The organism is Salmonella enterica subsp. arizonae (assembly GCF_008692845.1).
In the GTDB taxonomy this organism is placed as follows: Bacteria; Pseudomonadota; Gammaproteobacteria; order Enterobacterales; family Enterobacteriaceae; genus Salmonella; species Salmonella arizonae.
Map to the genome: position 1 here is coordinate 63,997 of NZ_VXJW01000012.1, position 21,756 is coordinate 85,752.

General features: G+C 52.7%; 16 protein-coding genes and 1 pseudogene. 10 read left to right on the forward strand and 7 right to left on the reverse strand.

Annotated elements, in window-relative coordinates:
* Positions 1 to 16: 16 nt before the first annotated feature.
* Complete coding sequence (gene fucP / locus F4V61_RS18580; protein ID WP_038397715.1) at positions 17 to 1,333, reverse strand: L-fucose:H+ symporter permease; 1,317 nt, start codon at positions 1,331 to 1,333, stop codon at positions 17 to 19.
* A 561-nt stretch (positions 1,334 to 1,894) separates the two neighbouring features.
* Between fucP and fucA the strand changes: the two genes are divergently transcribed.
* Positions 1,895 to 2,542, forward strand: coding sequence for an L-fuculose-phosphate aldolase (fucA, locus tag F4V61_RS18585; RefSeq protein WP_000440834.1), 648 nt, complete (start codon positions 1,895 to 1,897; stop codon positions 2,540 to 2,542).
* Between the two features lie 16 nt (positions 2,543 to 2,558).
* A complete protein-coding gene (gene fucO, locus F4V61_RS18590) occupies positions 2,559 to 3,707 on the forward strand; it encodes a lactaldehyde reductase (RefSeq protein ID WP_000013576.1) in 1,149 nt (382 codons plus the stop codon).
* An 87-nt stretch (positions 3,708 to 3,794) separates the two neighbouring features.
* On the opposite strand, the gene xni is transcribed toward fucO, so the two are convergent.
* The 5 genes from xni to queF all read right to left on the reverse strand — a co-directional run bounded on the left by xni (position 3,795) and on the right by queF (position 10,295).
* Positions 3,795 to 4,553, reverse strand: a complete 759-nt coding sequence (gene xni / locus F4V61_RS18595) for a flap endonuclease Xni (protein WP_000268231.1) — start codon at positions 4,551 to 4,553, stop codon at positions 3,795 to 3,797.
* A 136-nt stretch (positions 4,554 to 4,689) separates the two neighbouring features.
* Positions 4,690 to 6,057: an L-serine ammonia-lyase gene (locus F4V61_RS18600; RefSeq protein ID WP_058345945.1), complete on the reverse strand. Its 1,368-nt coding sequence runs from the start codon at positions 6,055 to 6,057 to the stop codon at positions 4,690 to 4,692.
* Between the two features lie 58 nt (positions 6,058 to 6,115).
* Positions 6,116 to 7,405, reverse strand: coding sequence for an HAAAP family serine/threonine permease SdaC (gene sdaC / locus F4V61_RS18605; protein WP_000450465.1), 1,290 nt, complete (start codon positions 7,403 to 7,405; stop codon positions 6,116 to 6,118).
* 563 nt (positions 7,406 to 7,968) lie between these two features.
* Positions 7,969 to 9,333 (reverse strand): nucleotide 5'-monophosphate nucleosidase PpnN, encoded by a 1,365-nt coding sequence (ppnN, locus tag F4V61_RS18610; RefSeq protein ID WP_058819860.1) that lies wholly within the window; start codon positions 9,331 to 9,333, stop codon positions 7,969 to 7,971.
* 113 nt (positions 9,334 to 9,446) lie between these two features.
* Positions 9,447 to 10,295, reverse strand: a complete 849-nt coding sequence (gene queF / locus F4V61_RS18615; protein WP_038397718.1) for an NADPH-dependent 7-cyano-7-deazaguanine reductase QueF — start codon at positions 10,293 to 10,295, stop codon at positions 9,447 to 9,449.
* Between the two features lie 68 nt (positions 10,296 to 10,363).
* Between queF and syd the strand changes: the two genes are divergently transcribed.
* The 8 genes from syd (at position 10,364) to F4V61_RS18660 (ending at position 18,859) form a co-directional block, all read left to right on the forward strand.
* Entirely contained in the window at positions 10,364 to 10,909 is a 546-nt protein-coding gene (syd, locus tag F4V61_RS18620) for a SecY-interacting protein (RefSeq protein WP_000343988.1), read from the forward strand.
* A gap of 612 nt (positions 10,910 to 11,521) precedes the next feature.
* Complete coding sequence (locus F4V61_RS18630) at positions 11,522 to 11,851, forward strand: YqcC family protein (RefSeq protein ID WP_080161216.1); 330 nt, start codon at positions 11,522 to 11,524, stop codon at positions 11,849 to 11,851.
* Positions 11,851 to 12,633 carry a tRNA pseudouridine(65) synthase TruC gene (gene truC / locus F4V61_RS18635; RefSeq protein ID WP_079829221.1) on the forward strand — a complete coding sequence of 261 codons (783 nt, stop codon included), beginning with the start codon at positions 11,851 to 11,853 and terminating at the stop codon, positions 12,631 to 12,633. Before F4V61_RS18630 ends, truC begins: the two co-directional genes overlap by 1 nt.
* Positions 12,634 to 12,651: 18 nt before the next feature.
* A complete protein-coding gene (locus F4V61_RS18640) occupies positions 12,652 to 13,101 on the forward strand; it encodes a flavodoxin (protein ID WP_000807741.1) in 450 nt (149 codons plus the stop codon).
* 481 nt (positions 13,102 to 13,582) lie between these two features.
* Positions 13,583 to 14,941 carry a galactarate/glucarate/glycerate transporter GudP gene (gudP, locus tag F4V61_RS18645; protein WP_058345943.1) on the forward strand — a complete coding sequence of 453 codons (1,359 nt, stop codon included), beginning with the start codon at positions 13,583 to 13,585 and terminating at the stop codon, positions 14,939 to 14,941.
* The gene (locus F4V61_RS18650) at positions 14,938 to 16,278 is read left to right on the forward strand and encodes an enolase C-terminal domain-like protein (protein ID WP_058345942.1); all 1,341 of its coding nucleotides are present in this window, start codon (positions 14,938 to 14,940) and stop codon (positions 16,276 to 16,278) included. The genes gudP and F4V61_RS18650 overlap by 4 nt, the downstream gene beginning before the upstream one ends.
* Positions 16,279 to 16,298: 20 nt before the next feature.
* Positions 16,299 to 17,639: a glucarate dehydratase gene (gene gudD, locus F4V61_RS18655; RefSeq protein WP_038394588.1), complete on the forward strand. Its 1,341-nt coding sequence runs from the start codon at positions 16,299 to 16,301 to the stop codon at positions 17,637 to 17,639.
* A gap of 77 nt (positions 17,640 to 17,716) precedes the next feature.
* On the forward strand, positions 17,717 to 18,859 hold the full coding sequence (locus F4V61_RS18660) for a glycerate kinase (RefSeq protein WP_079799300.1): 1,143 nt from the start codon (positions 17,717 to 17,719) through the stop codon (positions 18,857 to 18,859).
* 109 nt (positions 18,860 to 18,968) lie between these two features.
* Here F4V61_RS18660 and barA read toward each other — a convergent pair.
* Positions 18,969 to 21,725, reverse strand: a pseudogene (gene barA, locus F4V61_RS18665) (two-component sensor histidine kinase BarA).
* Positions 21,726 to 21,756: the final 31 nt, after the last annotated feature.

Below are 21,756 nucleotides of genomic sequence, written 5' to 3' on the forward strand. Positions count from 1 at the left end.
TTATTCGGATAAGTGTTTAATTTATGGCCGTTTGTGAACGGAAACGGGCAAAGATGAAGATGACGGCAAAGCACAATGCTGGAACCAGTTCGGCGGTCGGAATGTTGCCTGCGGCGTCGCTAACGAAGCCCATCACTGGCGTGACAATACCGCCGCCAATGATGGTCATGACGATAAAAGAAGAGCCGTACTTAGTGTCTTGTCCCAGATTTTTGATGCCCAGCGAGAAGATGGTCGGGTACTGGATTGACATAAATGCGCTACACAACGTCAGCGCCAGCAAGCCGATATGCCCGCCGCTAAAGGCGGAAATCAGGCACAGGAGCATGGCGAGCAGGGCGTAGGCGGCCAGCACTTTATGCGGCGCGAAACGACTGATAAGCCAGGTGCCGGTGAAACGACCTATAAAGAAGCACACCATCGTGCCGGTCAGATAATTTGCGGCGAAACCGGGCGTCATTCCAGGGATCTCTTCAATAGCGTAGCGGATCAGATAACTCCAGCAGGCGGTTTGCGCCCCCACGTAGCAGAACTGCGCCAGCACCGCCCAGCGCCAGTGGCGGATACGGATAAGGCGGGAGAGAGAAGATAAGAAGGTACTTTGTTTAGCATCGCTATGATCGTCACTTTGCAGGGCCGGAAATTTTGTCAGCATAATCAGCAGCGCAACTACTACTACGATGGCGACGATAATCATGTATGGCGTTTGTACCGATAACACCAGGCTGTGTTTATAGGCGCTAAGCTGATCCGGCGCCATTTTATCAAGCACTTCCTGCGATTGATGCGGCACGTTAGACAAAATAAGACTTTGCCCAAACACAACGGCGATAATAGCGCCAAAGGAATTGAAAGTTTGCGCCAGATTAAGCCGGAAATGTCCGCCGCTTTCTGGACCCAATACCGTAACAAAAGGGTTTGCCGCAGTTTCAAGGCAGCCTAATCCGGCGGCAATGATAAAAAGGCCAATTAAAAATAATGTATAATTCATTATCTCTGCGGCTGGCCAGAATAATGCAGCGCCAAAAGCATACAGAAAAAGACCAGTGATAATTCCAGCTTTATAGCTGAGTTTTTTCATCAAAATTCCGGCGGGAATTGGAATGACGAAATAACCAAAATAAAAGGCTGACTGAATTAGCCCGGCCTGAAAGTTGGTTAGCGTAAAAGCCTGTTGAAATTGCGGTAGTAAAATGTCATTCAGATTATTGGCGACGGCCCACAGAAAAAATAGCGAGCAAAGTAAGGCGAATGGAATAATGTAGCGCTTGCTTTTGCTTTGCTCTGCATCCACAGCACGAAAACTCTGTGTTTGTATTGTTGTGTTTCCCATAGCATCCTCATCGGTTCAGAAGCTTTTGCGTGCGGTCGGCTCTACTCACCAGAACCAGACCGTAAAATTAGGTGAGTTCGCTTTTCTTACCGGTAATAAATTGGCGTCCGGAATGAACTCATGGATTCATTTTCAAATAAAAAAGGCCTTTTAATATGATGGCGGTCACATTTAAGCCTGAGAGCATAGCGTTCTGTGATTATCATCACTTTAATTTTCATGAAAAAATGACCGTTTGAGATGTTTAATTTAGAAAAACACAGGCAGAATGCCCGAATTAAATTATTGTTGCGAAAACGGGCAGATGTAACTTATTGTTCATATTTGCCCGTTTAAAAAAATACTATTCAGAGCGGGCATTTATCGGCAAGTGAAACGGTAGCTGTCTGCTTTATCGTGGCGGATTAATTGATGTGTATCACAAAATATCGCCATTTAAATTCCCTTCTCTTTATTCAGTATGATGATAGTTGCTAACTATTCGATTATTTCAACAGGACAGCAATGTGATGCGAAAGGCGATTTTGTTGTCTCATGTTGAATCACAAAGAGAGGTAAATAATGGAACGAAATAGACTGGCGCGGCAGATTATTGATACCTGTCTGGAAATGACGCGGTTAGGGTTAAATCAGGGGACGGCCGGTAACGTGAGTGTGCGTTATCAGGGGGGAATGCTGATTACGCCGACGGGAATCCCTTACGAGAAGCTGACAGAGTCGCATATTGTCTTTATTGACGCTGACGGTCAGCATGAGCAGGGCAAGCTGCCTTCCAGCGAGTGGCGTTTTCATATGGCGGCATACCAGACGCGCCAGGATGCCAATGCCGTGGTACATAACCACGCTGTCCATTGTACGGCAGTCTCGATCCTGAATCGTCCGATTCCGGCGATTCACTACATGATTGCCGCCGCGGGCGGAAACTCTATTCCCTGTGCGCCCTACGCCACTTTTGGCACCCGCGAGCTTTCTGACCATGTTGCCGTGGCGCTTAAAAATCGTAAAGCGACGCTGCTACAGCATCACGGGCTTATCGCTTGTGAGGAAAATTTAGACAAAGCGTTATGGCTGGCGCATGAGGTGGAAGTACTGGCGCAGCTCTATTTAAGTACGCTGGCCATTGTCGATCCGGTACCGGTACTGGATGACGAGGCGATCGCTATCGTACTGGAGAAATTTAAAACTTACGGGTTACGTATTGAAGAGTGATGTCAGGAGACAGGCGATGGCGAACAGAATGATTCTGAATGAAACGGCATGGTTTGGCCGGGGGGCGGTGGACGCATTAACCGATGAGGTAACGCGCCGCGGTTATCATAAGGCGCTGATTGTTACGGATAAAACGCTGGTGCAATGCGGTGTGGTCGATAAGGTGACCAGCAGAATGGATGCCGCAGGGCTGGCGTGGGAGATCTATGCGGGCGTGCTCCCTAATCCTACGATTTCCGTGGTCCAGGAAGGGCTTAAGGTTTTTACCCAAAGCGGCGCGGACTATCTCATCGCCATTGGCGGCGGTTCTCCGCAGGATACCTGCAAAGCGATCGGTATTATCAGTAACAATCCGGAATTTGCCGATGTGCGCAGCCTGGAAGGGCTATCGCCAACCCGTAAACCCAGCGTGCCGATTATGGCGATCCCGACAACGGCGGGAACCGCGGCGGAAGTCACTATCAATTATGTGATTACCGATGAAGAGAAACGGCGCAAATTCGTTTGTGTCGATCCGCATGATATTCCGCAGGCGGCATTTATTGATGCTGATATGATGGACGGTATGCCGCCCGCGCTGAAAGCGGCAACGGGCGTGGATGCGCTAACCCATGCTATTGAAGGCTATATTACCCGGTCCGCATGGGCGCTGACGGATGCATTGCATATCAAAGCCATTGAGATTATTGCCGGCGCGCTGCGCGGTGCCGTGGCCGGAGAAAAAGAGGCCGGCGAGGCGATGGCGCTGGGGCAATACGTTGCCGGGATGGGGTTTTCCAATGTGGGGCTGGGGCTGGTGCATGGGATGGCGCATCCGCTGGGCGCGTTTTACAACACGCCGCACGGCGTCGCGAATGCTATTTTGCTTCCGCATGTGATGCGTTTCAATGCCGGGCATACCCACGAGAAATTCCGTGATATTGCGCGGGCGATGGGCGAGAAGGTGGAAGAATTGAGTCTTGAAGAGGCGCGTAACGCCGCCGTTGAAGCCGTATTCACGTTAAATCGCGATGTGGGAATTCCGCTGCATTTGCGTGATATCGGCGTTCGAAAAGAAGATATCCCGGCGCTGGCGCAGGCGGCATTCGACGATGTCTGTACCGGCGGCAATCCGCGTGAAGCGAGCATTTCCGACATTATCGAGCTGTATTATACGGCCTGGTAATTTTGCCGGATGGCGGCGTGGATGCCTTATCCAGCCTACAGGATTGACGACATGTAAGCCGGATAAACGTAGCGCCATCCGACAGCTTTATTGCCGCGCCAGCCGTAGCTGCTGTAAGTTTCCGTCAATATGTAAATCGGTTTGCAGACGAGCAATATCGCGGCAGAGAAATGCCATCTCTTTATGCGTCTCAAGCTTTTTGCGCCACTTTTCCGGCACCTCGTTCAGATGGGCGTAAATTCCCTCCAGATTCTGAAACTGAGTCAACAACTGGGTCGCGCTTTTGGGGCCGATACCGGCGACGCCGGGGACTTTCGAACTGCTGATTCCTGCCAGTCCCCAGTAATCCGGCAATTGTCGGGGAAGTACGCCAAACTCTTTTTCAATAAACGGCGCGTCCAGCCAGCGCTTCTGGAAGTAGTCGCGAATGCGCAGCGTAGGGGAGAGCAACTGGCAATAGCCTTTATCGGTTGACACAATGGTTGCCTGGTGTCCGGCTTCGGTAACTTTTAACGCCAGAGTCGCCGCCAGATCGTCTGCTTCATTACCATCTGATGCCCAACAGCGCACGCCGCGTTGCTCAAACGCGGCGCGCAGGGCGGGCATTTCATTGTGCAGGTTGTCAGGCATCGGCGGACGTCCTGCCTTGTAGTCCGGTAAACGCTGATGGCGCCAGCCGCTGTTGCGCGCGTCGTCATCAAATACCGCTACGGCATGGGTTGGCTGGCTGTGGATAATCAATTGATCGAGCGCGTGTTGGCAGGTTTCCACACAGGGCGATCCCTGAACGGCGTGAATACGGCGAATCAAATTGAGTGCGTCGACGATAAGCAGATGGACAGCCATGATGTTCTCCCTGACAAAGCTGTGGGTAGGGTAACATTCAAGGCCAGGAGAGGCGAGTTTTGCAAAATAACGCTATCCGTAGGCCTGATAAGCGAAGCGCCTTATCCGGCCTACATATCCTGAAACCTGGTGGGACTTAATCGCAGGTAACGATTTTCATCGCCAGGCCGCCGCGCGAAGTTTCGCGGTACTTAGCGTTCATGTCTTTACCGGTTTCGTACATGGTCTCAATCACTTTATCGAGGCATACGCGCGGTTCGCTGGTACGGCGCAGCGCCATACGCGCGGCGTTGACCGCTTTGACTGAAGCAATCGCGTTACGCTCAATGCAGGGAACCTGTACCTGACCGGCAACCGGATCGCAAGTTAACCCCAGATTATGCTCCATGGCGATTTCTGCGGCGATGCATACCTGCTCTGGACTACCGCCCAGCAGTTCAGCCAGACCTGCCGCCGCCATTGAACAGGCGACGCCGACCTCCCCCTGACAGCCCACTTCCGCGCCGGAAATGGAGGCGTTCATTTTGTACAGAGAGCCAATCGCGCTTGCTACCAGCATATAGCGAGCAAGCGAGTTGGCATTCACTTCACGGATAAACTTGTCATAATACGCCAGCACCGCCGGAACAATACCGCATGCGCCGTTAGTCGGCGCGGTGACCACACGTCCGCCAGCGGCATTCTCTTCGTTCACCGCCAGCGCGAACATATTGATCCAGTCGACGACTGCCATCGGATCGGTAGTGGTTTTATCCTGGCTGACCAACATCCGACGCAGCGCCGCCGCGCGACGCGGAACGCGCAGTTTACCCGGCAATACGCCCTCGGTGGTGATACCGCGCTCAATACCGCTGCGCATCACCTCCCAGACCCTGACGAAGTGCTGCTCCAGCGCTTCTTTACTGTGCAGGGCCAGTTCGTTTTGCATCATCAGACCGGAGAGCGACAGGCCCATCTCGCGGCAATGGCGCTGCAAATCCGCTGCGGTTTTGTAAGGATACGGTACGTTAACGGGTTCGCTATTCGGCAAACCAAAGTGTTCTTCATCGACGATAAAGCCGCCGCCAATGGAGTAGTAGGTTTGGCTGTAGAGAACCTTATCGCCCGCTAACGCGGTAATACGCATCCCGTTCTCATGCAGAGACAGGTTGTCGGCGTGGAAATTCATGCAGTTATCGACCGGAAATTCGACTTCATGCTGCCCGTTGGCCAGCAGTAAACGCCCGTGGGTGTTTACATCCTGAATAAAGGAGGGAATGGCGTCGATATCGACGGTGTCCGGCAGATTCCCCGCCAGGCCCATAATAATGGCGATATCAGTGTGGTGGCCTTTACCCGTCAATGACAGAGAGCCGTAGACATCCACCACGACGCGGGTGACATCCGTAAGAATATGACGGGCAATCAGATCATCCGTGAACTGCTTGCCCGCTTTCATTGGCCCAACGGTGTGAGAACTGGAAGGGCCAATGCCGATTTTGAAAATATCGAATACGCTAATCATAGGGCATCTATTGCGGTTGTATCGTAGAGAAGCGCCGCAGTATGCGGCGCTAAAGGACTTAACTGAACAGCGAGTAGAAAATAGCGGAGATGGCAATCAGGCCTATTACCACAACGAAGATGTTGCTGATATGACCGCTGTACTTACGCATTGCCGGTACTTTCTGGATGGCATACATCGGCATCAGGAACAGAATCATCGCGATGATCGGGCCGCCCATGGTTTCAATCATGCCCAGGATGCTGGGGTTCAGCGTAGCCACAATCCAGGTGGTAACCAGCATGAACAGCGCGGTAATTTTGTTCAGTTTGTTGATTTCTATGGATTTACCTTTACCACGCAGCGATTTAATCACCATCCCGTTAAAGCCTTCACGCGCGCCCAGGTAGTGGCCGAGGAAGGATTTGGTGATAGCAATCATCGCAATGATCGGCGCCATCCAGGCGATAATCGGTGCGTTAAAGTGGTTCGCCAGGTAAGACAGAATAGAGATGTTCTGCTCTTTTGCCGCCGCCAGATCGGCCGGCGTCAGGCTCAGTACGCAACTGAAGACGAAGAACATTACGGTCAGCACCATCATGATGTGAGCGAATGCCAGAATTTTGGAGCATTTTTTCTCAGCCGCTTCGCCGTACTCTTCACGCTTCGCAACGGCGAAGGAGGAGATGATCGGGGAGTGGTTGAAGGAGAACACCATCACCGGAATCGCCAGCCACAGGGTCATCCACAGACCGTTGCCGGTGGATGCCGCAGAATCAAAAGACAGCGTTTCCAGGGCTGCGCCGCTCCACTGCGGGATTAGGTACAAGGCCAGCAGCATCAGCGCGGCAACGAACGGGAATACCAGGATACTCATCGCCTTAACGATCATCTGCTCGCCGAAGCGTACGATGGTCATCATGCCGACAATCAGGATCAGGGAAAGAATCGCACGCGGCGGCGGATTAATCGCTAACTGGTGGGTCAGGAAGCTTTCCACGGTATTAGTGATAGCTACGCTGTAAACCAGCAGGATGGGGTAAATCGCGAAGAAGTAGAGCAGGGTAATCAGTTTACCAGCGCCGATACCAAAGTGTTCCTCAACGACTTCAGTAATGTCTTCGCCCGGATTTTTACCGGACAGCACGAAGCGGGTTAAACCACGGTGCGCGAAAAAGGTCATCGGGAAAGCGAGAATCGCCATGATGATGAGCGGAATCATTCCGCCGACGCCTGCGTTGATTGGCAGGAACAGAACGCCTGCGCCGATGGCTGTGCCGTAAAGGCCCAGCATCCACATGGTGTCCGTTTTGCGCCATGCGCTTCGAGAGTCAATCGAAGCAATAGTGCTGGTCTGAGTGGTTTCCATCTATTTCTCCTGGAGGATGCTAAAAATCAGGGTGCTGGTCTAATCCAATGAAAAAAGACCTGATCGTAAAATGTAATCTGCTTAGGGACGCTTTTTATATAATTTTTCGCCGAAATAATTTTCGGGCGGAAAGATACATTTTAGTAATGAATGTATCAGTGATCGCGATCTCAAATGCAATAATCCGCTTCTTATGTGGATAAATTTGGACCATTAATCTATTAAAAAAACGTCATAACGAATTTCCGGGCGCGAAGGCTACCATTAACGATATAAGTCCGGAAAGATTGAGGTGCAAGATACGGAGGTTCCACTATAAAAATCAATGTTTTTAGTGGATTCTGGTGAGGAGTAAGCATTTAGGCCGATAAATCACGGCAAGAGGAGTCAGGTAAACGTTTGCATGCAATCTATTTATGGTGAATCATAAAGGGTATTTATAAAATAAAGCGAGCTATGTATCTGATGGCAATCATAAAAAATGAATATATGCGCCGATCGCTATGCCGCAATGAAAGGAATGAGAGAAGCGCCCGGCTGTTGGCGGCAACCGGGCATAAGCGTTAAGCGCAGATCTCGTAACAGGGGATGTAAGCGGAACCTGGCAGCTTCATACGATGCTGCGCCACGAATCCCTGAAGCAGATCGTCCATACGACGCATCATCTCTCGATCGCCGTGGATTTTATACGGACCATTAGCTTCAATAGCGCGTATCCCAACCTCCTTCACGTTCCCCGCGACAATACCGGAAAAGGCGCGACGTAGATCGGCCGCCAGAATCTCAACCGGCTGATCCGGGTACAGTTTCAGGTTCGCCATATTTTCATGCGACGGCTCAAACGGCACCTGAAGATCCGGTGAAATACGAATCGACCAGTTAAAACTATAGGCGTCGCCGGTATCGCGGCGATTCTCTTTAACCAACGGCATCGCTTTTTTCATCAACCGCGCCACCTCCGCCGCATCATCAATAATGATGCGGTAATGACGTCGGGCCGCATCGCCCAGAGTATGAGTAATAAACTCATCCAGCACGCGGAAATAATCGGCGCTCTCTTTTGGTCCGGTCAGGATCAGCGGCAGCACCTGATTTTTATTGGCCGGATTCATCAGAATACCCAGCAAATAGAGCAGTTCTTCCGCCGTGCCTACGCCGCCCGGGAAGATGATTATGCCGTGCGCGATCCGGACAAACGCCTCCAGGCGTTTTTCGATATCCGGCATGATAATCAGTTCGTTCACCAGCGGGTTGGGCGGCTCAGCCGCAATAATGGAAGGTTCAGTCATGCCAATAAAGCGGCTGTCTTTATAACGCTGCTGAGCGTGACCGACCGCCGCGCCCTTCATGGGCGCTTCCATTGCGCCTGGGCCGCAACCGGTACAGATGTTCAGCTCGCGTAATCCCAGTTGCGTGCCGACGCGACGGGCGTACAGGTACTCGTTTTCGTTAATTGAGTGACCGCCCCAGCATACCACCATGTTCGGCGCTTCGCCGACGTGCAGAGCCTGGGCGTTGCGCAGAATGGAGAACACCAGATTGGTGATATGTGCTGAGCTTTCAAGATCCAGATGCTGAAAACGTCCGGCATTATGGAGCTGCCCATTAACAAAGAGAATGTCGCGCAGCACCGCGAACAGGTTAGCCTGTAGCGCACGAATAATTCGTCCGTCAACAAAGGCGTCTTCAGGCGGGTTAATCAATTCCAGCTTCACGCCGCGCTCGCGGCGCAGTACGTTGATATCGAAACTTTCAAAGCGGGACAGCAGTTCTTTGCTGTTGTCGGTCAGGCTGCCGGAGTTAAGAACGGCAAGTGAACAGTTACGAAACAGTTGATACAGGTCGCTACTGGCCGTGCGTTTCAGCATGTCCACTTCCAGTTGCGACAACATTTCCATTGAGCCAAGCGGGCTAATATGTGTAATCAAGTAAACTCCTTATGGGACGCAACACGCCATTCCCTGTTGATTACAATAGCCCTGGCTTATGATCTTTCACAACCTTACATGCGCAATCCGGCACGAAAAATCGCCAAAAAAGATTACTGACGCGCCAGCCTGCCCGTGGCGGGAACAAAATCGGTGTTACTGCGCCATGGATTAATGTCCAGCCCGCCGCGGCGGGTATAGCGCGCATAAACGCTTAGTGTTTCCGGCTGGCAGAAGCGCAGCAGATCGTTAAAAATGCGTTCCACGCACTGCTCATGAAACTCATTATGGTGGCGGAAAGAGACCAGATAGCGCAGCAGTTTTTCCCTGTCGATTTTGCGTCCGCGGTACTGAATTTGTATCGAGCCCCAGTCCGGCTGGTGGGTGATCAGGCAGTTGGATTTTAACAGATGGCTGACCAGCGTCTCTTCCACTCTCTTCTCGCCGCTGACCGCATGTTGTAGATAGCCGGCAGTAAACTGGTAGTTGTCGATACTGATATCCTGATCGTCAATACAGGCGCCGTGGAAATGGGCGACAGGTAGCCCTTCCAGCTCATCAAGACGATGAAGCTTCACGCTAACGTTGCCCTGCGCGCAGGCGCGCAGATCGCGCTCCAGCGTCTGGCGCACCGTCTCCCAGGTGTCGAAGCGTGTTTGATTAAAGCTGTTCAGATACAGTTTAAAGCTTTTGGATTCGATTAAATTAACGCTGGTGTAATCCAGTTCGACATGCCCGATGGCGATCTGAGGAAGGCCATGACTGTTAAGCCAGGAGAGTTCATATAATGTCCAGATATCCGCACCGTGGAACGGCAGATTATCCGCTGTTAATCCGAGCGGGTCGCGATTTAAACTGCGCGGCACGCCCTGCAGCAGGCTTGCGTCGTAATTATCCCGGTAATCCGTTGATTTTCCGAGAGTCAGGCCATCAAGAGCCCGATGGTTTTCATAAGAAGACATGTTTCACCGTCATAAACCAGATACACTATACGCCAAGTGTATCCTGGCTTTTATGAAGAGAGAAACTGGTGGACGAACTGACAGCGCAGGCGTTGAAAGCTTTTACGAGGCGTTACTGCGGCGCGTGGCAAGAAAAACACGGTAGCTGGCCGTTGAGCGAAGAATTATATGGCGTACCTTCCCCGTGCATTATTTCTTCAACCCGCGATGCGGTTTACTGGCAACCGCAACCTTTTGAAGGCGAAGAAAATGTAAACGCGGTTGAACGCGCTTTTGATATTGTGGTACAACCTGCGCTCCACGCGTTTTACACCACGCAGTTTGCTGGCGACATGCCCGCGCAGTTTGCGGATGAAAAGCTCACGCTACTGCAAACCTGGAGTCAGGATGATTTTCGGCGCGTGCAGGAAAATCTGATAGGCCATCTGGTCACGCAAAAGCGGCTCAGGCTTTCTCCCACGCTTTTTATTGCGACACAGGAAAATGAGCTCGAAGTTATTTCAATCTGCAACCTGTCCGGCGAAGTGATTAAAGAAACGCTGGGCACCCGTCATCGTATCGTCCTTGCCGCAACGCTTGCGGAATTTCTTACACAACTTAATCCTCTTCTGTAATCGTTTGCCCTGACAGGTGTGAGAGATCTCTTACAAGGTCTGTAGGAGATCGCCAGGATATCAGAGAATACTTAGCTACGACTTTCTCCTGTAAATATATATAAATCAATCTATTAAAATATTATTTCGCACTTTCATATACAAATTTACTTAAGGTATCGTCTGTAAGCGTCTTGTAAGACAAGGTGAAACAGGCGATTCTATATTCATCGACAGGGAGTCGTACAACGAAGCGAACGTCAGGAAGATGGCGCTTCTGCAGGACACGCCAGGAGGGCGTTACATGGAAAGGCTTCAGGATGAGGCAAAGTGGAAAGCGCAGGATGCGTTAAAGGACACCTCCAGGACGGAGAACGAGAGCCGATTAGGATGGTCGGCGGGTCTGGATGACCAGGGACGCTTCGGGATGAAGCTATCACATCGGGGCGATGTGCGCAGGATGCAAACGTTCAGGATGAGCAGGCCGCAGGGTCACAGGAAAAGTTGTCACGGATGAGCAGGGAGCATGAAAAGTAGCTGGAATGCTGCGAAACGAACCGGGAGCACTGTTTATACAGTGCTCCCTTTTTTTGTTATTCTTCGCGCCAGATTTCCATTATTGAGGTTCTTAACATGACGACTCATGACCGTGTGCGTCAGCAGTTACATGCGCTTGAAACGCTGCTGCGTGAGCATCATCACTGGCGGCTGGATGCGCCGCAGGCGCACCTGTTTACCAGCACGCAGCCGTTTTGTATGGATACCATGGAACCGCTGGAATGGCTGCAATGGGTATTGATCCCGCGTATGCATACCCTGCTTGATAATGCGCAGCCGTTACCTGAGGCGTTTGCCGTCGCCCCTTATTATGAAATGGCGCTGGCGGCGGATCATCCGCAGCGGGAAGCGATCCTGACGGTTTTGCAGGATCTGGATGCGCTATTTACCCGCGATAAATCCTGATGCTGGAGATCCTCTATCAGGACGCGTGGCTGGTTGCCGTTAATAAACCTGCAGGCTGGCTTGTTCACCGGAGCTGGCTGGATCGCGACGAAAAAGTTGTGGTCATGCAAACGGTGCGCGACCAAATCGGCCAGCATGTTTTTACCGCCCACCGTCTCGACAGACCCACATCGGGCGTACTACTGATGGGGCTGTCCAGCGAAGCGGGACGCCGCCTGGCGCAGCAGTTCGAGCAGCACCATATCCGTAAACGTTACCATGCCATAGTGCGCGGCTGGCTGATGGATGATGCGCTACTGGATTATCCTCTGCTGGAAGAGCGCGATAAAATTGCCGATAAGTTCGCGCGTGAGGATAAAGCGCCCCAGCCAGCCGTAACGCAGTATCGCGGGCTGGCGACGGTCGAAATGGCAGTGCCGACCGGGCGTTATCCCACTACGCGTTATGGCCTGGTTGAGCTGGAACCGAAAACGGGGCGCAAACACCAGCTCCGCCGTCATCTGGCGCATCTGCGCCATCCTATCATCGGTGACAGTAAACACGGTGATTTGCGGCAAAACCGTAGCGCGGCGGAACATTTTGCTTGTCGTCGCCTGATGCTTCATGCCAGTCGGCTTGAACTGACGCATCCCTTCACCGGACAGCCATTAATTATTCAGGCCGGACTGGATGAAACCTGGATGCAGGCGCTAACACAGTTTGGCTGGCGGGGACTTCTCTCTGATAATGAAAGGGTTGAGTTTACGACGGCGTCCCGGCAGGATGAGTCTTATCAGACATAATTCAGGGAGATACGCATAATGGCGGAAATTGGTATTTTTGTCGGTACGATGTATGGCAACTCACTGTTGGTGGCGGAGGAAGCGGAAGCGATCCTGGCCAGACAGGGCCATAGCGCGACTGTGTTTGAAGATCCTGAACTGTCCGACTGGCGGCAATATCAGGACAAGGTGGCATTGGTTGTCACCTCAACGACCGGACAGGGCGATCTACCGGATAGTATTGCGCCGCTCTTTCACGGTATTAAAGATACGTTAGGTTTTCAACCAAACCTGCGTTACGGGGTGATTGCGTTAGGTGATAGCAGCTACCCCAATTTCTGTAATGGCGGCAAGCAGTTTGATGCCCTGTTGCAGGAGCAAAGCGCGCAACGGGTGGGGGAAATGTTACTGATTGACGCCAGCGAACATCCGGAGCCGGAGAGCCAATCCAATCCCTGGGTAGAAAACTGGGGAACCTTACTTTCCTGAGGTAAATCCCTCCCCCTACCGGGAGGGTACCTTTTCGTTTGATTGCATTGCCAGTAAGCAAAATAACGACCTGTACACAGTGTAAAGTAACTGAATCGTGTTAGCTTTGTGCATATGCCCGCAAAAGCGGCAGTTTTTTACGGGCGTTTTCATGTAATCAAGCGACCTGTTTCACATTCTTCTCTTTTTATTCCTCCTGCGTCGACGCCTGACGCCTTCTGATTTCATTTCCGTGAAGTGGCTTCCACTGTCCTGGGCTTTTGCCATAAACAGGCGTAATTCATCGCCAAAATACTGTGTTGTTGCACGGTGAGTGTGTGTGGCGCGCTTTTTATACTTCTCCTGCCAGTGAATAAAAGCATGCAGCGTGCAAAGCAAACGACCTAATAAAAGCTGCAACAAGGAAACGTTATCTCTGATTCCCTACCGGTTGTGCAGTTCAGAGTGAGCGTAGCTAACGCGAAATTTCAGGAGTGCAACAATGAGTTCATTAAGTCACGCGGCGAGCAGTGCGGAGAAACGCACGAACGCCCGCTACTGGATAGTGGTGATGCTGTTTATCGTCACATCCTTCAACTACGGCGACCGCGCCACATTGTCCATTGCCGGCTCAGAAATGGCCAAAGATATCGGTCTTGACCCGGTAGGCATGGGCTACGTTTTCTCTGCGTTTTCATGGGCCTATGTCATCGGGCAGATCCCGGGCGGCTGGCTGCTGGACCGCTTTGGTTCCAAACGCGTCTATTTCTGGTCTATTTTCATTTGGTCAGTCTTCACCCTGTTGCAGGGTTTTGTCGATATCTTTAGCGGTTTCGGCATTGTTGTCGCCCTCTTTACGCTTCGTTTCCTGGTCGGTCTGGCGGAATCGCCTTCCTTCCCGGGCAACAGTCGCATCGTTGCGGCCTGGTTCCCGGCGCAGGAGAGGGGAACGGCGGTGGCCATCTTTAACTCCGCGCAATACTTCGCCACGGTTATTTTCGCGCCGATTATGGGCTGGCTGACGCACGAAGTGGGCTGGTCGCATGTTTTCTTCTTTATGGGCGGGTTAGGGATCATCATCAGCTTTATCTGGATGAAAGTTATCCATGAACCGAATAACCATCCGGGCGTAAATAAGAAAGAGCTGGAGTACATCGCAGAAGGCGGCGCGCTGATCAATATGGATCAGAAAGACACGAAAGCGAAAGTACCGTTTAGCGTTAAATGGGGCCAGATCAAACAGCTGCTGGGCTCTCGTATGATGATTGGCGTTTACATCGGCCAGTACTGCATTAACGCATTGACCTATTTCTTTATTACTTGGTTCCCGGTCTATTTGGTCCAGGCACGCGGCATGTCGATTCTTAAAGCGGGCTTTGTCGCCTCGGTTCCTGCGGTCTGCGGCTTTATCGGCGGCGTGTTGGGCGGCATCATTTCCGACTGGCTGATGCGTTGTACTGGCTCCCTGAATATCGCGCGCAAGACGCCGATTGTGCTGGGGATGTTGCTGTCAATGGTTATGGTGTTCTGTAACTATGTGAATGTGGAATGGATGATTATCGGCTTTATGGCGTTGGCTTTCTTCGGTAAAGGTATCGGCGCGTTGGGCTGGGCAGTAATGGCGGATACCGCGCCGAAAGAGATCAGCGGTCTTTCCGGCGGCTTGTTTAATATGTTCGGCAATATTTCCGGTATTGTGACGCCAATCGCGATTGGTTACATCGTTGGCACCACCGGTTCTTTCAACGGCGCTTTGATCTATGTCGGCGTTCATGCCCTGGTGGCTATCATCAGCTATCTGGTGCTGGTAGGCGATATTAAGCGTATTGAACTGAAACCTGTCGCAGGACAATTATCATGACAACGCAATCCAGCCCCGTTATTACGGACATGAAGGTCATTCCGGTTGCCGGACATGACAGTATGTTACTCAACATCGGCGGCGCGCATAACGCATACTTCACCCGTAACATCGTCGTCCTCACCGATAACGCCGGGCATACCGGCGTCGGCGAGGCGCCGGGCGGGGAAGTGATTTACCAAACGCTGGTAGACGCCATTCCCATGGTGCTTGGGCAGGAAGTGGCCCGTCTGAATAGCGTGGTGCAGCGGGTACACAAAGGCAATCAGGCCGCTGATTTTGACACCTTTGGTAAAGGCGCATGGACGTTTGAACTGCGGGTTAACGCGGTGGCGGCTTTGGAAGCGGCGCTGCTTGATCTACTGGGACAGGCGCTTAATGTGCCGGTCTGTGAACTGTTAGGACCTGGTAAACAGCGCGATGCCGTCACCGTGTTGGGCTATCTCTTCTATATTGGCGATCGCACTAAAACCGAGCTGCCGTATCTGGAAAGCACGCCGGGCAGTCATGAATGGTATCGCCTGCGCCATCAGGAAGCGCTGAACAGCGACACGGTCGTGCGGCTGGCGGAAGCGTCTCAGGATCGCTACGGCTTTAAAGATTTTAAACTCAAGGGCGGCGTGCTGCCGGGCGAACAAGAGATTGATACCGTTCGCGCGCTAAAAAAACGCTTCCCGGACGCGCGTATTACCGTTGATCCGAACGGCGCCTGGCTACTGGATGAAGCCATTGCGTTGTGCAAAGGGCTGAATGATGTACTGGCCTACGCGGAAGATCCGTGCGGCGCAGAACAGGGATTCTCTGGTCGTGAAGTCATGGCGGAGTTCCGCCGCGCTACAGGACTGCCGGTAGCGACCAATATGATTGCCACCAACTGGCGTGAAATGGGACACGCGGTGATGCTCAACGCGGTAGACATTCCTCTTGCCGACCCGCATTTCTGGACGCTTTCCGGCGCGGTTCGCGTGGCGCAACTGTGCGATGACTGGGGGCTAACCTGGGGATGCCACTCAAACAACCATTTTGATATTTCTCTGGCGATGTTTACCCACGTTGGCGCGGCGGCGCCAGGTAAACCCACCGCTATCGATACGCACTGGATCTGGCAGGAGGGCGATTGCCGCCTGACCAAAAATCCGCTGGAAATTAAAAACGGCACTATTGCGGTTCCGGACGCGCCAGGGCTGGGCGTGGAGCTTGACTGGGAACAGGTGCGAAAAGCGCATGACGCGTATAAAAAGCTGCCAGGCGGCGCGCGTAATGACGCCGGTCCAATGCAGTACCTGATCCCCGGCTGGACTTTTGATCGCAAACGCCCTGTTTTTGGTCGTCACTAATTCTGAATAAGGACTTGATTATGAGCGCACAATTTACGACGCCTGTGGTTACCTCAATGCAGGTTATTCCGGTCGCAGGCCATGACAGTATGCTGATGAACCTGAGCGGCGCGCACGCTCCCTTCTTCACGCGAAACATTGTCATTATTAAAGATAACTCCGGGCACACCGGGGTCGGCGAGATCCCGGGCGGCGAAAAAATCCGCAAAACGCTGGAAGATGCGATTCCACTGGTGGTGGGAAAAACGCTGGGTGAATATAAAAATGTCCTGACCGCCGTTCGCAACCAGTTTGCCGATCGCGATGCGGGCGGACGCGGTTTACAAACGTTCGATCTCCGTACCACTATCCATGTGGTGACTGGCATTGAAGCGGCAATGCTTGACCTTCTGGGGCAACACCTGGGCGTCAACGTCGCTTCGCTGTTAGGCGACGGTCAGCAGCGCAGCGAAGTCGAAATGCTGGGTTATCTGTTCTTTGTCGGCAATCGCAAGGCCACGCCGCTGCCGTATCAGAGCCAGCCGGATGAGCAATGCGACTGGTATCGCTTGCGTCATGAAGAAGCGATGACGCCGGAAACGGTAGTGCGTCTGGCGGAAGCCGCCTATGAAAAATATGGCTTCAACGACTTTAAACTGAAAGGCGGCGTGTTGGCGGGCGAAGAAGAAGCCGAGTCAATCGTGGCGCTGGCGAAACGTTTCCCGAACGCGCGCGTGACGCTTGATCCGAACGGCGCGTGGTCATTGAATGAAGCGATCCAAATCGGCAAATATCTGAAAGGCTCTCTGGCCTATGCAGAAGATCCGTGCGGCGCTGAACAGGGCTTCTCGGGACGCGAAGTGATGGCGGAATTCCGTCGCGCCACCGGCCTGCCGACCGCGACCAATATGATCGCTACCGACTGGCGTCAGATGGGGCATACGCTGTCGCTGCAATCCGTGGATATCCCGCTGGCTGACCCGCACTTCTGGACGATGCAGGGCTCTGTACGCGTGGCGCAGATGTGCCATGAGTTCGGCCTGACCTGGGGCTCTCACTCAAACAACCACTTTGATATTTCGCTGGCGATGTTTACCCACGTTGCGGCGGCGGCGCCGGGCAAGATCACCGCGATCGATACCCACTGGATCTGGCAGGAAGGCAACCAGCGTCTGACCAAAGAGCCGTTTGAAATTAAAGGCGGCATGGTGCAAGTACCGGCCAAACCGGGTCTGGGCGTTGAGATCGATATGGATCAGGTAATGAAAGCGCATGAACTTTATCAAAAGCATGGCTTAGGCGCGCGCGATGACGCGATGGGGATGCAGTACTTAATTCCTGGCTGGACGTTTGATAATAAGCGCCCTTGCATGGTGCGTTAAGGCAGAGCCAGTTCCGTAAGGAGCCGGTACTTCTCAGGGTGTATGCTTAACAGGATCAACATGCGTAAGGACGACTTATGAAAATAGTGATCGCACCAGACTCGTATAAGGAAAGTTTGAGTGCTCTTGAGGTAGCGACCGCCATTGAACAAGGATTCCGTGAGATCTGGCCTGACGCGGATTACCTGAAACTGCCGTTGGCTGATGGCGGAGAAGGTACTGTAGAAGCGATGGTCGAAGCGACGGCGGGTCGAATTGTGCATGTTGATGTCACCGGGCCGTTAGGACGTCGTATTAATGCGTTTTATGGGCTTTCCGGCGATGCGCGTTCCGCGTTCATTGAAATGGCGGCCGCCAGTGGGCTGGAGCAGGTGCCGCCTGCGCTACGCGATCCGCTGAAAACCACCTCATGGGGTACTGGCGAGCTGATCCGTCATGCGCTGGATGCGGGCGTTGAGCATATTATTGTCGGTATCGGCGGTAGCGCCACTAACGATGGCGGCGCGGGGATGATGCAGGCGCTGGGGGCCAGGCTACGGGACGCGCAAGGCAATGATATTGCGCAAGGCGGCATTGGGCTGGAAACACTCGCCAGCATTGATATCAGCGGTCTGGATAAGCGTTTGTCGGCGTGCCGTATAGACGTCGCCTGCGATGTTACGAACCCTCTTACCGGCAAAGAGGGCGCTTCTGCGGTTTTTGGTCCGCAAAAAGGGGCGACGCCGGAGATGATTGAACGTCTGGATACGGCGTTGATTCGCTATGCGCATTTGATTGCCCGCGATCTGCATGTCGATGTGTTGGATCTGGCAGGCGGCGGAGCGGCTGGCGGCATGGGGGCGGCGTTATACGCGTTTTGCGGCGCGCAGCTACGGCGTGGCATTGAGATTGTCACCGATGCGCTTCATCTGGAAGAGCGCCTTGCTGATGCCGATTTAGTCATCACCGGCGAGGGACGCATCGACAGCCAGACCATTCACGGCAAAGTCCCTATTGGCGTGGCAAACATCGCCAAACGGCATAACAAACCGGTAATCGGTATTGCGGGTAGCCTGACGGCGGATGTTGGCGTGGTTCATGAACATGGGCTTGATGCCGTTTTCAGCGTGATTTATACCATCTGCACGCTGGAGGAGGCGCTGGACAATGCCGCCGAAAATGTGCGTATGACGGCGCGAAACGTGGCCGCCACGCTGAAGATAGGGTCGCTTTTACGCTGAAGCTAAAGTGAATTCGTAGGCCGGATAAGGCGAAGCCGCCATCCGGCACATTACCGGCTGATAGCGCTACGCTTATCAGGCCCGCGCCTGGCGGGACAGGCGATAACGCTTATCCCAATATCTTCTTCGCTTCACGCGCGACATTATCCATCTCATCCAGCAGCTCCAGAAACTCAGGCTCCAGCTCCTCTTCGTGGACGCCGCTGCGAAGCTGTTGCTCAATAAGCTGGCAAAGGTTCTTCATCCGCGGTACGCCGCTATAGCCGCAGCTCCCGTGTAGCTTATGGACCAGATCGACCAGACCGTTGGGATTTTCTCCCACCAGTTGTTCTTCAATTTTGTTGCGCACTTCCGGCAGGAAATCAATCAGCATTTGCAACATATCCCGCGCCAGATCGGGCTTACCGGCAGCCTGGCGGAGCGCAAGCTGCTAGTCGAGCGTCGCATTCGGATTGAAGATAAATTCAGCCGGTTCCGGCGCCATCAGACGCGCTGCTACGTTGGCGCCGGGTTTATAGCGCAGCAACAGATTATGCAACTTCTCTTCTTCTATCGGTTTAGCCAGATAGTCGTTCATGCCCGCGCTGAGCAACTTCTCTTTTTGCCCGGCCATCGCATGTGCCGTAACGGCAATAACCGGTGTTTGCTGCTGATGAGGAAGCTGGTGAATCAACTCGCAGGCGCGTATGCCGTCCATATCCGGCATCTGAATATCCATCAAAATCAGATCAAACTGCATTTGTTTCGCTCGATCTACCGCCTGATGTCCGCTATCACAAAGCTCTACGTGCTGGACTTTATCTTCCAGTAACGCGCCGATAAGCTTCAGATTGGCGGGATTATCATCAACCGCCATAACCGTCATGGCGATTTTACTGGCATCCATTAGCAGCGGTTCAGGATGGTGATTCAACTGGCAATATTCCGTCAGCGCTGGCAACAGGCGCGTTGACGTCAATGGTTTTAACAGGCAGGCCGCCGCGCCTCCTTGTTTCAGCTTTTCGGCGTTAATCTGCGCATGGCAAGGCAGCGCCAGTAGCAGAAAGTCCGTCATTGACGCGGCTTTTGCCAGCCGTTCATGCTGCATGGTGAGCGGCTCGCGGAAGGTCACCGGAACGCTCAAAATCATAATATCGTAGTGCGCTAACGGCAGTGCGGAGAAGGTTGGGCTGTAAACTACTTCCACTGGCGTGTCGCTCAGCAGATCCAGAGTACATTGCGCGGCGGTAGCATTCGGTTCGACATAAGCCAACCGTTTTCCAGCCAGACACGCGGTTGACGGCCCGTCGATAATGACATTTGGATTGAGATCAAGATTAATGTGAAACCAGAAGGTTGAACCGCGATTAGGCTGGCTGTGGAAAGAGATATCTCCACCCATTTCGTTGACCAGCTTTTGCGTAATCACCAGCCCAAGCCCAGTGCCGCCGTGACGGCGGGAAATACTGGCATCGGCCTGGCGAAACGCCTGAAACAGTCGTGACTGGTCGCGTTCCGGAATGCCGATCCCTGTATCGCGGATCTGCACTTCAATCTGTACTTTGGTGTTACTGAGCGCTCGCTTTTCTACCAGAATATCGATATTGCCGCTCTCGGTGAATTTAATGGCATTACCCACCAAATTGGTAATGACCTGTTGCAGGCGCAGCGGGTCGCCAATCACATTATCCGGGACGTCGTTTTTAATATTTAATGTCAACTCCAGCCCTTTATCATGCGACGAGTGGGCCAATAGTGTAACCACTTCATCCAGGGTGTTGCGCAGTGGAAAAGGGATACTTTCCAGAATCAGCTTACCGGCTTCCAGCTTGGAGAAATCAAGCACATCGTTAATGATCGCCAGCAGATTATTCGCGGAACGCTCAATGGTGTTCAGGTGGTCGCGCTGGGTGGGATTCAGCTCAGTTTTTAATGTCAGGCGGGTAAAGCCAATGACGCCGTTCAGCGGCGTTCGTAGTTCGTGCGACATATTCGCCAGGAATTCCGACTTAATACGCGCCGCTTCCTGGGCGCGCTTTTTCGCCAGATCCAGCTCAACGTTTTGGATTTCCATCTGCTCAAGGGTTTCACGCAGATCCGAGGTGGCCTGATCGATATTATGCTGCATTTCTTCGTGATAGGCGGCAAGCGACATCGCCATAGAATTAATGCCGTTTTTCAGCATATCCAGCTCGCCCAGCATAAAGCCTTCCACACGGCTATCCAGTTGTCCGCGACGAATACGGTCAACGGTATTCACCATATTACGGATAGGGCCGGTGACATCGCGCATAAGCCGCCAGCCAAAGATCAACGCAATGCCGATACAAAAAAGCATCATCACGCTGGAGATAAAAATCTCCTTGTATTGCTGCAGTCTTACCGACTTGAGATCCAGTTCAAGCGCCACATATCCCAGCATATTTTTGGTATTTTTCGCGTCGGCAATCGCGGACTCGTCCGGCGAATAGCTCTCCGAGATAATCGGTGTGCGCAGGATCATGATATCGCCATGGCGATCGACGCTCAGATGACGTGGAAACGGCGCGCCAGCGGGAAGTTGCATTTGTGAGGGGTCCAGATGGAAATTAGAGGTGACAAACAGACGGTTATGATCGTCATAAACGGAAATCGCTCGCACAATATCAGAATGTCTGCGGTGCAGGACGCTGATAAGTTGGCCGATAGACTCCCGGTTTTGTAGGTTCATTCCATATTCGCTGGAGACAGCGAGTGGTTCAATAATACTGGAGCCGGCATCTTCCAGTTGACGCTGCAGATCATTATAGCGGTGCACCACAAAAAAGATACTGAGCAGCAAACCTATCAGGACGGTTGGGGCCAGGATCAGAATCATCATGCGTGCGCGCAGGCTGTAGTTGGTCATGGAGTTCCGTTATGGGACAATTAGGGTCACA

Bases quoted from the DNA above. Each gene is read 5' to 3' on its own strand.
- F4V61_RS18640 (WP_000807741.1), top strand. From the start codon at position 12,652: ATGGCGGAAATTGGTATTTTTGTCGGTACGATGTATGGCAACTCACTG.
- fucO (WP_000013576.1), top strand. From the start codon at position 2,559: ATGGCGAACAGAATGATTCTGAATGAAACGGCATGGTTTGGCCGGGGG.
- xni (WP_000268231.1), bottom strand. From the start codon at position 4,553: ATGGCTGTCCATCTGCTTATCGTCGACGCACTCAATTTGATTCGCCGT.
- F4V61_RS18650 (WP_058345942.1), top strand. From the start codon at position 14,938: ATGACAACGCAATCCAGCCCCGTTATTACGGACATGAAGGTCATTCCG.
- fucA (WP_000440834.1), top strand. From the start codon at position 1,895: ATGGAACGAAATAGACTGGCGCGGCAGATTATTGATACCTGTCTGGAA.
- fucP (WP_038397715.1), bottom strand. From the start codon at position 1,333: ATGGGAAACACAACAATACAAACACAGAGTTTTCGTGCTGTGGATGCA.
- gudP (WP_058345943.1), top strand. From the start codon at position 13,583: ATGAGTTCATTAAGTCACGCGGCGAGCAGTGCGGAGAAACGCACGAAC.
- F4V61_RS18660 (WP_079799300.1), top strand. From the start codon at position 17,717: ATGAAAATAGTGATCGCACCAGACTCGTATAAGGAAAGTTTGAGTGCT.
- F4V61_RS18630 (WP_080161216.1), top strand. From the start codon at position 11,522: ATGACGACTCATGACCGTGTGCGTCAGCAGTTACATGCGCTTGAAACG.
- sdaC (WP_000450465.1), bottom strand. From the start codon at position 7,405: ATGGAAACCACTCAGACCAGCACTATTGCTTCGATTGACTCTCGAAGC.
- truC (WP_079829221.1), top strand. From the start codon at position 11,851: ATGCTGGAGATCCTCTATCAGGACGCGTGGCTGGTTGCCGTTAATAAA.
- queF (WP_038397718.1), bottom strand. From the start codon at position 10,295: ATGTCTTCTTATGAAAACCATCGGGCTCTTGATGGCCTGACTCTCGGA.
- F4V61_RS18600 (WP_058345945.1), bottom strand. From the start codon at position 6,057: ATGATTAGCGTATTCGATATTTTCAAAATCGGCATTGGCCCTTCCAGT.
- gudD (WP_038394588.1), top strand. From the start codon at position 16,299: ATGAGCGCACAATTTACGACGCCTGTGGTTACCTCAATGCAGGTTATT.